Genomic DNA, 13,655 nt, shown 5'->3' with positions numbered 1-13,655 from the left:
CATCCCCGGACGCGGCCGATGGCGTATGCCGTCTGCCGACGTCCCCGGCGCCCCTCAGCTCACGTCGCGCCTCCGGAACGCGACGAGCCCGACCGCCACGATGGCCACGACGACCCCGAGCAGGAAGACCCAGCCCTGGGTGTAGGTGATGGTGTGCTGCGTGTACTCGCAGCGCGCGTCGGTGCACGACTCGGCGAAGTACGTCGAGCCCTTCTCGACGAAGGCCTCGATGTTGTGCAGCACCGACCAGCGCTGGAGCCGGCCCTGCAGGAAGGACTGCACGGCGATGCCCTCGACGACGACGGCGTAGCCGAGCACGACGCCGACGATCGCCGCGGTGTGGCGCAGCAGCAGGCCGAGGGCCGCGCCGATGAGTCCTGCGCCCACGGCGAGCGCCACGACGCGCAGCCCGAGCAGCGCCAGCGGGTCGGTGAGCTGCGGCGGGTCGGGCAGGACGAGGTCGTCGCCGGGCCGGTTGACGACGGCGACCATGCGCGCGCCCAGGTTGCCCAGGACGAGGCCGAGCAGGGCGACGCCGGCGCCGGCGAGGGCTGCCGCGGTCAGCTTGCTGGAGGCGACCCGCAGCCGCCGCGGGGCGAAGGTCAGCCACGTCCCCATCGAGCCGGTGGAGAACTCCGCCCCGACGAAGCTGGCCCCGAGCAGCAGGGCGACGAAGGCGAGCAGCAGCGCCCCGACCTTGGCGATGCCCTCGGTGATGACGTCCGCCACGGGCAGCACGAGACCCATGTCCTCGAGCGTGGGGGTCTGCTGCTGGTCGCAGCCGAAGTCGATCGCCGGGTCGCCGCTGCGGTCGCGCTCCATCGCCTCCTGCTTCTTGCACTCCTCGAGCATCTGCGGGGCCTGCTGCGTCATGGTGCGGAAGTCATCGAGCTGCTGGGCCAGCCGCTCGGGAGCGCTCGCCGTGTAGGCGTTGTAGACCATCGCGCCGGTGAACAGCACGACGGCGACGGCGGTGGCCTTGGTGAGGTGGCGCCACCACAGCCGGCGCAGCTCGACGCCGACGAGCCCGGCGAACGAGGTGCCCTTGGGTCGGCGTTCGGTGCGGGGCCGGGAGTCGGGGGAGACGAGGGTCTCGCTCATGACGCACCTCCGTCCGAGCGGCCACCGGCGACCCGGTCGGCCTCGCTCCCGAGGCCTTCACCGGCGGTGAGTGCGAGGAACGCCGACTCGAGGTCCGCACGCACCGGCACGAGCTCGCTGACGTAGAGGCCGTGGCCCGCGAGCGACCGCGTCACGGCGGAGGGGTCGTCCGTCCCGACCAAGAGGTATGCGTCGTCGCGGGTCAGCGTGAAGCCCTCGGCCTGCAGGACCTGGGCGGCCCGATCGGGCGAGGCGACGCCCACCCGGACCTGGCCGACGCCGCTGGTGCCGGCACCGCCGAGGATGTCGCTCACGCGGCCCTCGGCCAGGAGCGAGCCGTGCCCGATGATCGACACGGTGTCGGCCACCTGCTCGACCTCGGCGAGGATGTGGGAGCTGACGAGCACCGTCTTGCCTTGTGCGCCAAGGGATCTCATGGTGTCGCGCACCTCGCGGATGCCGGCCGGGTCGAGCCCGTTGGTCGGCTCGTCGAAGATCAGCAGGTCCGGGTCCTTGAGCAGCGTGGCCGCGATGGCGAGGCGCTGCTTCATGCCGAGGGAGAAGCCCGAGTAGCGGTCACGTCCTCGGTCGCCGAGGTGGGTGGCCTCGAGCACCTCGTCGACGCGGTGGCGCGGGCTGCCGATGGCCCCGGCGAGCAGGACGAGGTTCTGTCGGGCCGTGAAGGTCGGGAAGAACTTCGGCGACTCGACGATGGCGCCCACCCGGTCGATGACGTGCGGCAGGCGCTTCGGGACCGCCTCGCCGAAGACCTCGGCCGTGCCGGAGTCGGCGCGCACGAGGCCGAGCAGCATCCGGATCGTCGTCGTCTTGCCCGACCCGTTGGGGCCGAGGAAGCCGTGCACCCCGCCGAGCGGCACGGCCATCGACAGGCCGGTGACGGCGACGCGTCGCGATCCTCGGCTCAGGTACGTCTTGCGTAGGTTGACGGTGCGGACGGCGACGTCCATCGATCCCCCTGGTTCGACCGGCTGGTGGTCGTCACCCTAGGGGGTGGCACCTGGTCTCGCAGCGGACGCGACGGTCACGACACGGCATACGCCAGGACCCGCGTCCGGACGGGCGCGGGGCGCGTCGTCAGGCGAGGACGCGGCGGTTGGGCTGCAGCGTCGGCAGGATGTCGGCGAGGTGCTTCTCGACGTGCGGCAGCACCTCGGTGACGGGCACGTCGCGACCGAGCTCGAACGACAGCGAGGTCACGCCCGCCCCGACGATGCCGCACGGGATGATCACCTCGCCCCACGAGAGGTCGGGGTTGCAGTTGAACGCGAAGCCGTGCATCGCGACCTGGCGGCTCACGCGGATGCCGATGGCGCCGATCTTGCGTCGGGGGCCGCGGTCGTCCTCGGCGATCCACGTGCCGCTCTCGCCCTCGACCCGGCCCGCCTCGACACCGAAGTCGGCGCAGACGCGGATCATCATCTCCTCGATGTGGCGGACGTAGCCGACGACGTCGATGGGGGCGGGGAGCCGGACGATGGGGTAGCCGGTGATCTGGCCCGGCCCGTGCCAGGTGATCTTGCCGCCGCGGTCGACGTCGATGACGGGCGTGCCGTCGTTCGGTCGCTCCTGCGGCTCGGTGCGCTTGCCGGCGGTGTAGACCGCCCGGTGCTCGAGGAGGTAGACGGTGTCGGGCTCCTCGCCCGCGACGACCTTCGCGTGGGTGTCGCGCTGGACCTGCCAAGCCTGCTCGTAGTCGACGAAGTCGGGGTCGAGGCCGAGGTGGACGAAGCGCATGCGGCCACCCTACGCCGGGCGGCATACGATGCCGGAATGCCTGCCACCGCGCCGTCCCCGTCCACTCCGCTGCGCGTCGGGCTCGTCGGCTACGGCTCGGCCGGGCGCGGCATCCACGCCCCCCTCATCGGACGGGCCGGGCTCACGGTGGCGGCCGTCTCGACGTCCAACGCGACCCGCGCCGACGAGGTGCGCGCCGACCTGCGGGAGGCCGAGGTCGTCCCCGACCTCGAGACCCTTCTCGGCGTCGACGGACTCGACCTCGTCGTCCTCGCGTCCCCGAGCGGTGTCCACGCCGAGCAGGCGGAGCGGGTCATCGAGGCCGGCCTGCCGCTCGTCGTCGACAAGCCGCTCGCCGTCGACGCCAGCAGCGCCCTCGACGTCGTCGACCTCGCGGCGCACCACGGCGTCCCGCTCACGGTCTTCAACAACCGGCGCTTCGACCCGGAGCTCGCGGCGCTGCGCATCGTGCGCGACGAGGAGCTCGTCGGCGAGATCTGGCGTGCCGAATACCGTTGGGACCGTTGGCGTCCCGTGCCCAAGCAGCGCTGGCGCGAGCAGGTGCCGGCCGAGGAGGGCGGCGGCCTGCTGCTCGACCTGCAGACCCACCTCGTGGACCAGGCCGTGCTGCTCCACGGAGAGGTCGAGTCGGTCTACGCCGAGGTCGACTCGCGCACGACCGTGGCGGAGGACGACACGTTCCTCGCGTGCCGGCACACCTCGGGCGTCGTCAGCCACGTCATGTCGAGCTCGGTCAACGGCGCCCCCGGCCCGCGGGCCCGGGTCAACGGGTCGGCCGGGTCGTTCGTCATCGGCCGGCAGGTCGACGACGTCAGCGCCTTCACCGAGTTCGAGAACGACGGCGACGCCATCGGCTGGGTCGTGCGCGGCGACGAGCGCGTGCCCGGACCCGTCGTGACCGACGCGGACCAAGCCAACTTCTACCGGGCCGTGGCGGCCGCCCTCGTCTCGTCCGACCCGCAGGCGACGATGCCCGTCGACCCGCGCGACGCCGTCCACGTCCTCGCCGTCCTCGACGCCGCCCGGATCAGTGCCCGTGACCGCCGCGTCGTCGAGGTCGTGACGCCGGGCCAGACGCCCTGACCCGGCCGACAGACCTGACTCGGCCCTGACGGGCTCGCTCGCGTATGCCGGGTGGCGGGGCCCCCGGGTCTTGCCGGTCGGCCGGCGGGGTGGTCGCAGGGCTCGTCCTCGATGGCCTGTGGATGACCAGCCCGGGGCTCGTCCCCGGACTGCTTGCATGAGCGGGTGACCGACAACGAGCGACCGCAGACCCCGCAGCGGCCCGACGTCCCGGGGCACCGCGTCGAGGCGGTGATCGGGACCGGGGCCTCGGCCGTCGTGTGGTCCGGCACCGACGCCACCGGTCGACGGGTCGCGATCAAGGTCCCGCACCGCGGCCGTGACGAGCTCGACCGCCAGCAGTCCGTCGCCGAGCAGCAGGTGCTGCTCGCGGTGCAGCACGACCACCTCGTGCCGCTCCGCTCGGTGGTGCCCCTCGCCGACGGTCGCGAGGCCCTGGTCTTCGACCTCGTCCGGGGCGCGCAGCTCGCGGGCATGGTGCGCAGCCGTGGACACCTCCGCCCCGGCGAGGTCGTCACCGTCCTGACCCCCGTGTGCGAGGCTGTGGCCCGCCTCCACTCGGCTGGGGGCCTGCATGCCGACATCTCACCCGGCAACATCACGGTGACCGACGACGGCCGCCCGGTCCTGCTCGACCTCGGGGCCGTCCGGGTGGCCGGTCGCGACCCCGGTGCCGTGCACGGCACGCCCGGCTTCGTGGCCCCGGAGGTGCGCCTCGGATCCGAGCCCGACGAGGCGGCCGACGTCTACGCCCTGGGCGCCGTCGCGTGGTTCTGCCTGACCGGCAACGGCGCCCCCGACACGACGATCCGCCTCGACCCCGAGACGATCGTGAGCCATCTCGGTCCCGAGCTCGCCGAGGTCGTCGGGGCCGCCATCGACCCCGAGCCGACCCTGCGACCCGGCGCCGCCGAGCTGGCGCGGCTGTTCTACGACGCCGCGACGCCCGAGCCCGTCGAGGTGGTCGTCGGCCCGGACGAGGCGTCGGCCCTGACGCACCGGCTGCGCGCCGACGCGGGCCGTGAGCCGGTGCCGGCTCCGTCGCCGCCACGCCGCTGGCCCCGCCGGGTGCTCGCGTCGGTGCTCGTCGCGGCCCCCTTGCTCGCTGCTGCCGGTTGGGCCCTGACGGCCCGAGGCGCCGACGCAGCCCCTGAGCCGGCTCCCCATGCAGCGGTGACGGGCCGCGCCACCTCCGCCGCCGCCCCCTCCGCCGCCCCCTCCGCCGCCCCCACCGCCAGGTCCTCCGCCAGGCCCAGCGCCTCGACCGCAGCCGCCGGTGCTTCCGCTCCCCGTCCGCCGGTGCCTCGGCCCACGGCGTCCCGAGCTCCGGCTCCGGCGGCTCCGGGCCTCGACCGGGTGCTCACGGACCCGTCGAGCCCGTCCCGGCAGGCCGAGGACCTCGTGCAGGTCCTGAGCGACCGCCGCGCCGCGTCGCTGGTCGCCCGAGACGCGGCCACGCTGACGGGCGTGCACGCGCCGGCCTCAGCCAGTCTCACGAGCGACCGGGCCCTCGTCAGCGGGCTTCTCGAGACGCACACCCGGTGGGAGGGGCTCCGCCTCGAGGTGGCCGACGCCGTGTTCGTGTCGGGGACGTCGACGGAGGCTGTCGTGCGTGCCCGCGTCGACTGGACCGCCTACGTCGTCGTCGACGCCGCGGGCGCGCGCTCACCCCGCCCGGCCGACGCCGGGCGTCAGCTCGACTTCCGCCTCGTGCGCGGGGAGCCGGGGTGGCGGATCAGCGCGATCAGCGCTGCACCAGCCACCTGACGGCGCCCTCGAGGTCGGGGTGCTCGAAGGTGAAGCCGGAGGCGAGCAGCGCCTCGGGCTCGACGCGCTGGCTCGCGATGACGTAGTCGGCGAACTCGCCGATGACGGCCCGTAGGGCGAAGTGCGGGGCCGGCACGAAGGCCGGACGCGACAGCGCCGACCCGATGGCCGACGCGATCTCGCGCTGCCGGGCCGAGCCCGGCGCGGTGAGGTTGAACGGGCCGGTCAGGTCCGGCCGGTCGACGAGGTGCAGGATCGCGCGGACCTCGTCGACGAGGGTGATCCACGGCCACCACTCACGGCCCGATGCCATCGGACCGCCGAGGCCGAGGCGACCGAGGAGCACCACCTGCTCGAAGGCTCCGCCCTCGTGCGCCATGACGAGACCGGTGCGCGTGAAGGCCACCGGGAGCCCCGCATCGACGGCCGGCTGCGCGGCGCCCTCCCAGCGCACGACGACCCCGGAGAGGAAGTCCTGCCCCGGCGCGCTGGACTCCGTGAGGTGCTCGTCGCCCCGGTCGCCGTAGTAGCCGACGGCCGAGGCGTTGACGAGACGGATGGCCTCGCCCGTGCGCTCCTGGTGGGAGACCAGCGCCTGCGCGACCGTGCCGGTGGCGTCGGTGCGTGAGCGCTCGACCTCACGCTTGTGCTCGGCGTTCCAGCGGCGGTCGCCGATGCCGACCCCGGCGAGGTTGACGACGGCGTCGACGCCGTCGAGCGCGGAGGGGTCGAGCCGGCCCGTGGCGGGGTCCCACTGGACCTCGTCCGGAGCCGACGGGGAGTGGCGCACGAGTCGGACGACCTCGTCGCCGCGCTCGGCGAGCGCACGACGAAGCGCGCCGCCGATCAGGCCGGACGAGCCGGTGACGGCGACGCGCTTCGTCATGGGGTGCTCCTCATGGTGTGGGGGACCTCAGGCCTCGAACTGGCCCTCTTCGAGCCGGGCCTTCATCGTGCCGAGGAACCGAGCGGCGTCGGCCCCGTCGACGATGCGGTGGTCGTAGGACAGCGCGAGGTACATCATCGAACGGATCGCGATGGTCTCGCCGCCGTCGGCGTCGGTGACGACGACGGGCCGCTTGACGATCGCGCCGGTGCCGAGGATGGCCACCTGCGGCTGGTTGATGATCGGCGTGTCGAAGAGCGCACCGCGGCTGCCGGTGTTGGTGATCGTGAAGGTGCCGCCGGCGAGGTCGTCGGGCGTGATCTTGTTGCTACGGGTGCGTGCAGCGACGTCGGCGATCGCACGGGCGAGGCCGGCGATGTTGAGGTCACCGGCGTTCTTGACGACCGGGACGATGAGGCCCTTCTCGGTGTCGACGGCGATCGAGAGGTTCTCGCTGCCGTGGTAGACGACCTCGTCGCCCTCGATGCTCGCGTTGACCATCGGGTGCGCCTTGAGCGCCTCGGTGGCGGCGAGCGCGAGGAACGGCAGGAAGCTGAGCTTCGTGCCCTCGCGGGCCTCGAAGTCGCCCTTCACCTTGGCGCGCAGGCGAGCCACCTTGGTGAGGTCGACCTCGACGACCGTGGTGAGCTGGGCCGAGACCTGCAGCGACTCGACCATGCGCGAGGCGATGACCTTGCGCAGGCGGGTCATCTTCTCGCGGGTGCCACGCTTCGGCGAGACCGAGGCGGCGGCGCTGGGGGCGGACGGCGCCGGAGCGGCGGCCGCAGCCGGTGCGGACTGGGCGGCGGGCTGGGCTGCCGGTGCCTTGGCGGCCTTCGCGGCCTCGGCGGCGTCGAGCACGTCCTGCTTGCGGATGCGGCCACCGACGCCGGTGCCGGTGACTGAGTTCAGGTCGACGCCGTGCTGTCCGGCGAGCTTGCGCACGAGCGGGGTGACGTAGGCGGCTGCGTCGTCCCGCGACGGAGCCTCTGCGGGAGCCGCAGCCTCGGGGGACTGCTGGGCCGGCGGGCGCTCGGCGTCGGCGGCCTTACCTGCAGCTTCCTGGGTGGCCTCCTCCGGCTTCTCCTGCGCGGGGGCCTTCTCCGGCTCGGGCGCCTTCTCGGGCTCCGGGGCCTTCTCGGGCTCCGGGGCCTTCTCGGGCTCCGGCGCCTTTTCCGGCTCGGGCGCCTTCTCGGCCGGCGCGGCGGGGGCGGACCCGCCGATGACGGCGAGGTCGGCGCCGACGGGCACGGTGTCGTCCTCCTGGACGAGGATCTTCGTCAGCTTCCCGGCGACCGGGGAGGGGATCTCGGTGTCGACCTTGTCGGTCGAGACCTCGAGGAGCGGCTCGTCGACGGCGACGTCGTCGCCCTCGGCCTTGAGCCAACGCGTCACGGTGCCCTCGGTGACCGACTCGCCGAGGGCCGGCATCGTCACGGTCTGGCCGTCGCCACCGCTCGAGGCGGACGCCTCTGCCTGCGGCTTCTCGGCGGCGTCGGCCTCGGGCTCGCTCGTGGCCGGCTGGGGCTCCTGCTCGGTGCTCGGCGCCTCCGGGGCGGGAGCGGACTCCTCGGCCGGGGCCGACTCGGCGGCGGGCGCGTCGTCACCGCCGGACGGGGCAGCGCCGTCGCCGATGACGGCGAGGTCGGCGCCCACGGGGACGGTGTCGTCCTCCTGCGCCAGGATCTCCTGCAGGGTGCCCGCCACGGGGGAGGGGATCTCGGTGTCGACCTTGTCGGTCGAGACCTCGAGCAGGGGCTCGTCGACCTCGATGCGGTCACCGACGTTCTTCAGCCAGCGGGTGACGGTCCCCTCGGTGACTGACTCACCCAGGGCCGGCATGGTCACGCGTTCTGACATGACGTGTTCTCTCCTCTTCCCAGTTTCTGGCTCAAGCGTGTGCGTGCAGGGGCTTACCCGCCAAGGCCAAGTGTGCCTCGCCGAGAGCCTCGTTCTGTGTGGGGTGCGCGTGGATGAGACCGGCGACGTCCTCCGGGTGCGCCTCCCAGTTGACGATGAGCTGTGCCTCGCCGATCTGCTCGCCCATCCGGGCGCCGATCATGTGGACGCCGACGACGGGTCCGTCGACCTGGCGCACGAGCTTGACGAAGCCCTGCGTGCCGAGGATCTGGGACTTGCCGTTGCCGCCGAGGTTGTACTCGTAGGTCGCGATCTGGCCGTGCTTCTCGCGGGCTTGGGCCTCGGTCAGACCGACGCTCGCGATCTCGGGGTCGCAGTAGGTGACGCGCGCGATGCCGCTCTCGTCGATCGGCGTCGGCGCGAGTCCGGCGATCTCCTCCGCGACGAAGATGCCCTGGGCGAAGCCGCGGTGGGCGAGCTGCAGCCCCGGCACGATGTCGCCGACGGCGTAGACGCCCGGGACGCCGGTGCGCAGCCGCTCGTCGGTGGTCACGAAGCCGCGGTCGACGGTGACGCCGGCGGCCTCGTAGCCCAGGCCGTCGGTGACGGGGCCGCGTCCGACCGCGACGAGGAGCAGGTCGGCCTCGATCGTCTCGCCGGACTCGAGCGAGACCGTGACGACGTCACCCTGCTGGGTGGCGCCGGCGAAGCGCACGCCGGTCTTGAAGGCGATCTTGCGCTTGCGGAAGGAGCGCTCGAGCTGCTTGCTGATGGCCTCGTCCTCCGCCGCGACGAGCCGCGGGAGGGCCTCGACGATGGTGACCTCGGAGCCGAAGCTCTTGAAGACGGAGGCGAACTCGACGCCGATGACGCCGCCGCCGAGCACGACGACGCGCGCCGGCACGTGGTCGATGGACAGCGCCTGCTCGCTCGTCATGATGCGGCCGCCGATCTCGAGACCGGGGAGCGACTTCGCGTAGCTGCCCGTGGCGAGCACGACGTTGCGGCCGGTGAGGCGGCGGTCGCCGACGACCACGGTGTTCGGGCCGTCGAGGACGCCCGCGCCCTCGACGTAGTCGATCTTCGCTGCCTTGACGAGGCCCTGTAGCCCCTTGTGCAGGCGGCTGACGACGCCGTCCTTGTAGGCGTTGACGCCGGACATGTCGACGGACTCCAGCGTCGTCCGCACCCCGAACGAGGCGCCCTCGCGGGCGACGTCGGCCACCTCCGCCGCGTGCAGCAGCGCCTTGGTGGGGATGCAGCCCTGGTGCAGGCACGTGCCGCCGAGGCGCCCCTTCTCGACGAGCGCCACCGAGAGCCCCAGCTCTGCCGACCGGAGGGCACAGGCGTAGCCGCCCGACCCTCCACCGAGAATGACGACGTCGTAGTCGCTGGCGGCATCAGCCGGCATCTGGATGTGCTCCTTCTGGGTGGATCGTCCGCTGGGGCCGTCGTGCGGCACAGGGCGGGAACGTGCAGGAGTACGCGGTGGTGGGCGTACGGGGGGTCGTGCAAGAGCATCTTGTCATTGATCGTGTGCGAGGGCACAGGCAGGTCGGGCCCGGCGCGTGCCGACCTCGTGGGCACGGCCTGACCACGTACAGTGCCGCCATGGGCTGGTTCTCACGACGCGGCAGCCGCAAGGGCGCCGTCTTTCCCGGCCGCTCCGACGGGCCGAAGATGGAGATCGACCGCAAGGCGGTCGAGCAGCACCTGCGCAGCTTCGTGGAGTCCCGCCTCGGGGTCGAGGCCTACGTCGAGCCCGCCACGAGCGTCACCCCGACGACGATCGTGCTCATCGCCTGGGACGGCGAGTGGACGCGCCGCGCGGTGGGCTCGCCCAAGGACGGGTTCGAGATCAGCCAGAAGCTCGGCGTCCCCGTCTACGACGTCAACAAGACCGGCTACCCCAACCGGATGCGCGAGTGGAGCAAGCGCCGACGGCAGGGGGACGCCTGACCGCACGACCCGGCATACGACCCGACACCAGGTCGCCGAAAGCGAGTGGACCGGGCCCCGGTTCGCTGACAGGGTGAAAGGCGTCCAGTCCGTGCCGGACTCGGCGCCGCAGCACACAGGAGGTTCTCGAATGTCGAAGCAGGATGGCGCGTCCAACGGGCCGAGCGAGGAGATGAAGGCCAAGTTCCGGGCCGCGCTCGACAAGAAGCACGCGCACGGTGGCAAGGACGTCTCCGACGACCACGACCACTCCAAGGTGCACGGCGCCCACGGCCCCGCCAAGGCCCAGCAGATGTTCCGTCGCAAGTCCGGCGGCTGAGCCCCGCCGCAGCGACGCGAAGAGGCCACGTCCCCGAGCGGGACGTGGCCTCTTCGCGTGCTGCGCGGCTCAGACGTAGGACTCCGCGATCCCGACGAGGGTCCGCACGCCGAAGCCGGTGCCGCCCTTGGGCCAGTAGCCCGTCGGGGCCTTGTCGTTGAAGGCGGGCCCGGCGATGTCGAGGTGGCTCCACGGGATGCCCTCGCCGACGAACTCGGACAGGAAGATCCCGGCCGTCAGCATGCCGCCCTCGACGCCACCCTTGTGGGCCAGGTCGGCGTTGATCGACTCGAGCGCAGGACGCAGCTCCTGGGGCAGCGGCATCGGCCAGACCGCCTCGCCCACCGAGGCGGCGGCGTCGACCACGCGGGCGCGGAAGGCGTCGTCGTTGCCCATGACGGCCGCCGTGTTCGCGAGCGCGACGACCTGCGCGCCCGTCAGGGTGGCGATGTCGACGATGGCGTCCGGCTTGCTCTCGGAGGCCAGCGCGATGCAGTCGCCGAGCACCATGCGGCCCTCGGCGTCGGTGTTGAGCACCTCGACGGTCTTGCCGCCGCGCATCGTCACGACGTCGCTCGGGCGCTGGGCCGTGGAGCTCGGCATGTTCTCGGCCAGGCCGAGGTAGCCGGTGACGGCGATCGGCAGGCCGAGCTCGGCGATGGCGAGGACGGCGCCCGCGACCGCGGCGGCGCCGGCCATGTCGCACTTCATCGTCAGCATCCCGTTGGCCGGCTTGATGCAGAGGCCGCCCGAGTCGAAGGTGATGCCCTTGCCGACGAACGCGATCGACGCCTTGGGCCGCGAGGGCGCGTAGCTGAGGACCGCGATGCGCGGGTCGTTGGCCGAGCCCTGCCCGACGCCCACCGTGCCGCCGAAGCCGCCGGCACGCAGTGCCTTCATGTCGTAGGACTTGAGCTTGACCTTCGTGCCCTTGATGCGGTCGGCGAGCGAGTCGACGAACGTCTCCGGGTAGAGCAGGTTGGGCGGCAGGTTGACGAGGTCACGGGTGTAGGCGACGGCCTCACCGAGCGCTGCCGCCCGCTTGACCGCCTTGCGCGAGCTCGCGTCGGCCGGGCCGACGAGCGCGACGGCGTCGACGGCGTCGGTGCTCGTCGTGCCGGCCTTGGACACGGCGTACGCACCGAGCGCCACTCCCTCGGCGACGGCGGAGACGATCTCAACCGACGTGCCCGGCACGACGACGGCGACCTTCTTCTTCTTGTTCAGCGAGCGGATCGCGCCGCCGATGCCCTTGCGCAGGTCCTCGAGGTCCGCGGCGTCGCCCGAGAGGGCTCCGACACCGACGAGCACGACGAGCTTGGCGGTGACCTCTGGCACGGCCGCGAGGGTCGTCACCTCGCCGACCTTGCCGGCCAGCTCGAGGTCGGCGACGACGGACTTGAGGTGCGAGACGGTCTTGCGCGGGAGGCCGTGGCCGGGCGCCAGCGTGGCACCGCCGTCGCCGGGCACGAGCGCCACGACGAGGGCGTCGCCGGGGGTGTCGGCGGCCGAGCGGTTCGAGATGGTCAGGTTGGCCACGTGGGACTCCTTGGTCGGGGTGCTCCCGGGCGGACGATGTCCAGCGTCCTCGGGTGCCGCGGGAGCGGATCTGGTGATGCGCGTCGTCGGTGCAGGGTCGGGTGCTCCAGAGTGCCCCCGTCGCCCCGCGGGTGGGCGGCGTTCGATGATAACGAGCGCAGGCGGCATACCCGGTGGGCGGTAGGTTGGCGCTCATGACGACAGCGACGTCGGGGACGACCGCCCCGCTCACCTCACCCCTGCACGACCGCCACGTCGCCCTTGGCGCGAAGATGGCCGACTTCGGCGGCTGGGACATGCCGATCGAGTACCCCGGCGGCGGCGTCGTCGCCGAGCACACCGCGGTGCGCGAGCGCGTCGGCATCTTCGACGTCAGCCACCTCGGCAAGGCCTCGGTGACCGGCCCGGGCGCCGCCGACTTCGTCAACGCGTGCCTCACCAACGACGTGCGCCGGATCCAGCCCGGGTCAGCGCAGTACACGATGTGCTGCGACGAGGCCGGCGGTGTCGTCGACGACCTCATCGTCTACCTCAAGGCCGACGACGACGTCTTCCTCATCCCGAACGCCGCCAACACCGCCGAGGTGGTGCGCCGCATGCACGCCGCCGCGCCCGAGGGCATCACCGTCACCAACCTGCACCGTGACTACGGCGTGCTCGCCGTCCAGGGCACGAAGAGCGACGAGGTGCTCGAGGCGCTGGGGCTGCCGACCGGTCACGACTACATGTCCTTCGTCGAGGCCGACTGGAACGGCGCGCCGGTCATCGTCTGCCGCACCGGCTACACCGGCGAGCGCGGCTACGAGCTCGTCCCGCGCTGGGACGACGCGCCGGCCCTCTGGGACGCCCTCGTCGAGGCGATCGAGCCGTTCGACGGCAAGCCGTGCGGCCTCGGCGCGCGCGACACCCTCCGCACCGAGATGGGCTACCCGCTCCACGGGCAGGACCTGTCGCTGCAGATCTCGCCGGTCCAGGCGCGCGCCGGCTGGGCGGTCGGCTGGAAGAAGGAGTCCTTCTGGGGCAAGGCCGCGCTCGAGTCCGAGAAGGCCAGCCCGACCCGCCTCATGCGCGGCCTGCTCGTGACGGGTCGCGGCATCCCGCGCGCCCACTGCACGGTGTCCTTCCAGGGCGCAGCGGCGGGAGAGGTCACCTCGGGCACCTTCTCGCCCACGCTCAAGCAGGGCATCGCGCTCGCGCTGCTCAACCCCGAGATCGCCGACGGCGAGACCGTGTCGATCGACGTGCGTGGTCGCGCGCTCGAGGCCACGGTCGTCAAGCCGCCGTTCGTGCAGGTCCAGGTCCGCGAGAGCTGACCTCGCGCTCTGCCGATGGCGTATGCCGGGTGGCGCGCTCTGCGAGCCACCC

The 13,655-nt window shown here is 72.7% G+C and carries 12 protein-coding genes; 5 read left to right on the top strand and 7 right to left on the bottom strand.

Translation table 11 applies throughout. The features are described 5' to 3' along the window. Nucleotides 1-54: 54 nt before the first annotated feature. The 3 genes from U5C87_RS16805 to lipB form a co-directional block, all read right to left on the bottom strand. The gene (locus U5C87_RS16805; protein ID WP_330473642.1) at nucleotides 55-1,101 is read right to left on the bottom strand and encodes an ABC transporter permease subunit; all 1,047 of its coding nucleotides are present in this window, start codon (nucleotides 1,099-1,101) and stop codon (nucleotides 55-57) included. Then, nucleotides 1,098-2,069: an ABC transporter ATP-binding protein gene (locus U5C87_RS16800; RefSeq protein ID WP_330473641.1), complete on the bottom strand. Its 972-nt coding sequence runs from the start codon at nucleotides 2,067-2,069 to the stop codon at nucleotides 1,098-1,100. Before U5C87_RS16800 ends, U5C87_RS16805 begins: the two co-directional genes overlap by 4 nt. A gap of 127 nt (nucleotides 2,070-2,196) precedes the next feature. Next, a complete protein-coding gene (gene lipB / locus U5C87_RS16795) occupies nucleotides 2,197-2,856 on the bottom strand; it encodes a lipoyl(octanoyl) transferase LipB (RefSeq protein WP_330473640.1) in 660 nt (219 codons plus the stop codon). 36 nt (nucleotides 2,857-2,892) lie between these two features. Between lipB and U5C87_RS16790 the strand changes: the two genes are divergently transcribed. Next, nucleotides 2,893-3,960: a Gfo/Idh/MocA family protein gene (locus tag U5C87_RS16790; protein ID WP_330473639.1), complete on the top strand. Its 1,068-nt coding sequence runs from the start codon at nucleotides 2,893-2,895 to the stop codon at nucleotides 3,958-3,960. A 165-nt stretch (nucleotides 3,961-4,125) separates the two neighbouring features. Beyond that, the gene (locus tag U5C87_RS16785) at nucleotides 4,126-5,727 is read left to right on the top strand and encodes a serine/threonine-protein kinase (RefSeq protein WP_330473638.1); all 1,602 of its coding nucleotides are present in this window, start codon (nucleotides 4,126-4,128) and stop codon (nucleotides 5,725-5,727) included. On the opposite strand, the gene U5C87_RS16780 is transcribed toward U5C87_RS16785, so the two are convergent. The 3 genes from U5C87_RS16780 to lpdA are packed head-to-tail and all read right to left on the bottom strand — an operon-like array spanning nucleotide 5,705 to nucleotide 9,884. Continuing rightward, entirely contained in the window at nucleotides 5,705-6,613 is a 909-nt protein-coding gene (locus U5C87_RS16780) for a TIGR01777 family oxidoreductase (RefSeq protein ID WP_330473637.1), read from the bottom strand. The two genes, U5C87_RS16785 and U5C87_RS16780, sit on opposite strands and share 23 nt — an antisense overlap. Nucleotides 6,614-6,640: 27 nt before the next feature. Next, on the bottom strand, nucleotides 6,641-8,473 hold the full coding sequence (gene sucB, locus U5C87_RS16775; protein ID WP_330473636.1) for a 2-oxoglutarate dehydrogenase, E2 component, dihydrolipoamide succinyltransferase: 1,833 nt from the start codon (nucleotides 8,471-8,473) through the stop codon (nucleotides 6,641-6,643). A gap of 31 nt (nucleotides 8,474-8,504) precedes the next feature. Further along, nucleotides 8,505-9,884 (bottom strand): dihydrolipoyl dehydrogenase, encoded by a 1,380-nt coding sequence (gene lpdA, locus U5C87_RS16770; protein ID WP_330473635.1) that lies wholly within the window; start codon nucleotides 9,882-9,884, stop codon nucleotides 8,505-8,507. A 200-nt stretch (nucleotides 9,885-10,084) separates the two neighbouring features. On the opposite strand from lpdA, the gene U5C87_RS16765 reads away from it, so the two are divergent. Together U5C87_RS16765 and U5C87_RS16760 are read left to right on the top strand one after the other, a co-directional pair. After that, nucleotides 10,085-10,432 (top strand): hypothetical protein, encoded by a 348-nt coding sequence (locus U5C87_RS16765; protein ID WP_030146335.1) that lies wholly within the window; start codon nucleotides 10,085-10,087, stop codon nucleotides 10,430-10,432. Between the two features lie 130 nt (nucleotides 10,433-10,562). Further along, a complete protein-coding gene (locus tag U5C87_RS16760; RefSeq protein WP_030146334.1) occupies nucleotides 10,563-10,751 on the top strand; it encodes a DUF5302 domain-containing protein in 189 nt (62 codons plus the stop codon). Between the two features lie 69 nt (nucleotides 10,752-10,820). Here the strand turns inward: U5C87_RS16760 and U5C87_RS16755 are convergent, their stop codons facing one another. Further along, a complete protein-coding gene (locus U5C87_RS16755; protein WP_330473634.1) occupies nucleotides 10,821-12,290 on the bottom strand; it encodes a leucyl aminopeptidase in 1,470 nt (489 codons plus the stop codon). Nucleotides 12,291-12,484: 194 nt separating this feature from the next. On the opposite strand from U5C87_RS16755, the gene gcvT reads away from it, so the two are divergent. After that, on the top strand, nucleotides 12,485-13,603 hold the full coding sequence (gene gcvT / locus U5C87_RS16750; RefSeq protein ID WP_330473633.1) for a glycine cleavage system aminomethyltransferase GcvT: 1,119 nt from the start codon (nucleotides 12,485-12,487) through the stop codon (nucleotides 13,601-13,603). The last annotated feature ends 52 nt before the right edge of the window (nucleotides 13,604-13,655 follow it).

Source organism: Terrabacter sp. C0L_2 (assembly GCF_036352015.1).
GTDB classification, from domain to species: domain Bacteria; phylum Actinomycetota; class Actinomycetes; order Actinomycetales; family Dermatophilaceae; genus Terrabacter; species Terrabacter tumescens.
Note: the sequence above shows the minus strand (reverse complement) of the source record. Positions and strands in the feature narration are given on the sequence as shown.

Bases quoted from the DNA above. Each gene is read 5' to 3' on its own strand.
- U5C87_RS16805 (WP_330473642.1), bottom strand. From the start codon at position 1,101: ATGAGCGAGACCCTCGTCTCCCCCGACTCCCGGCCCCGCACCGAACGC.
- U5C87_RS16800 (WP_330473641.1), bottom strand. From the start codon at position 2,069: ATGGACGTCGCCGTCCGCACCGTCAACCTACGCAAGACGTACCTGAGC.
- lipB (WP_330473640.1), bottom strand. From the start codon at position 2,856: ATGCGCTTCGTCCACCTCGGCCTCGACCCCGACTTCGTCGACTACGAG.
- U5C87_RS16790 (WP_330473639.1), top strand. From the start codon at position 2,893: ATGCCTGCCACCGCGCCGTCCCCGTCCACTCCGCTGCGCGTCGGGCTC.
- U5C87_RS16780 (WP_330473637.1), bottom strand. From the start codon at position 6,613: ATGACGAAGCGCGTCGCCGTCACCGGCTCGTCCGGCCTGATCGGCGGC.
- sucB (WP_330473636.1), bottom strand. From the start codon at position 8,473: ATGTCAGAACGCGTGACCATGCCGGCCCTGGGTGAGTCAGTCACCGAG.
- lpdA (WP_330473635.1), bottom strand. From the start codon at position 9,884: ATGCCGGCTGATGCCGCCAGCGACTACGACGTCGTCATTCTCGGTGGA.
- U5C87_RS16765 (WP_030146335.1), top strand. From the start codon at position 10,085: ATGGGCTGGTTCTCACGACGCGGCAGCCGCAAGGGCGCCGTCTTTCCC.
- U5C87_RS16760 (WP_030146334.1), top strand. From the start codon at position 10,563: ATGTCGAAGCAGGATGGCGCGTCCAACGGGCCGAGCGAGGAGATGAAG.
- gcvT (WP_330473633.1), top strand. From the start codon at position 12,485: ATGACGACAGCGACGTCGGGGACGACCGCCCCGCTCACCTCACCCCTG.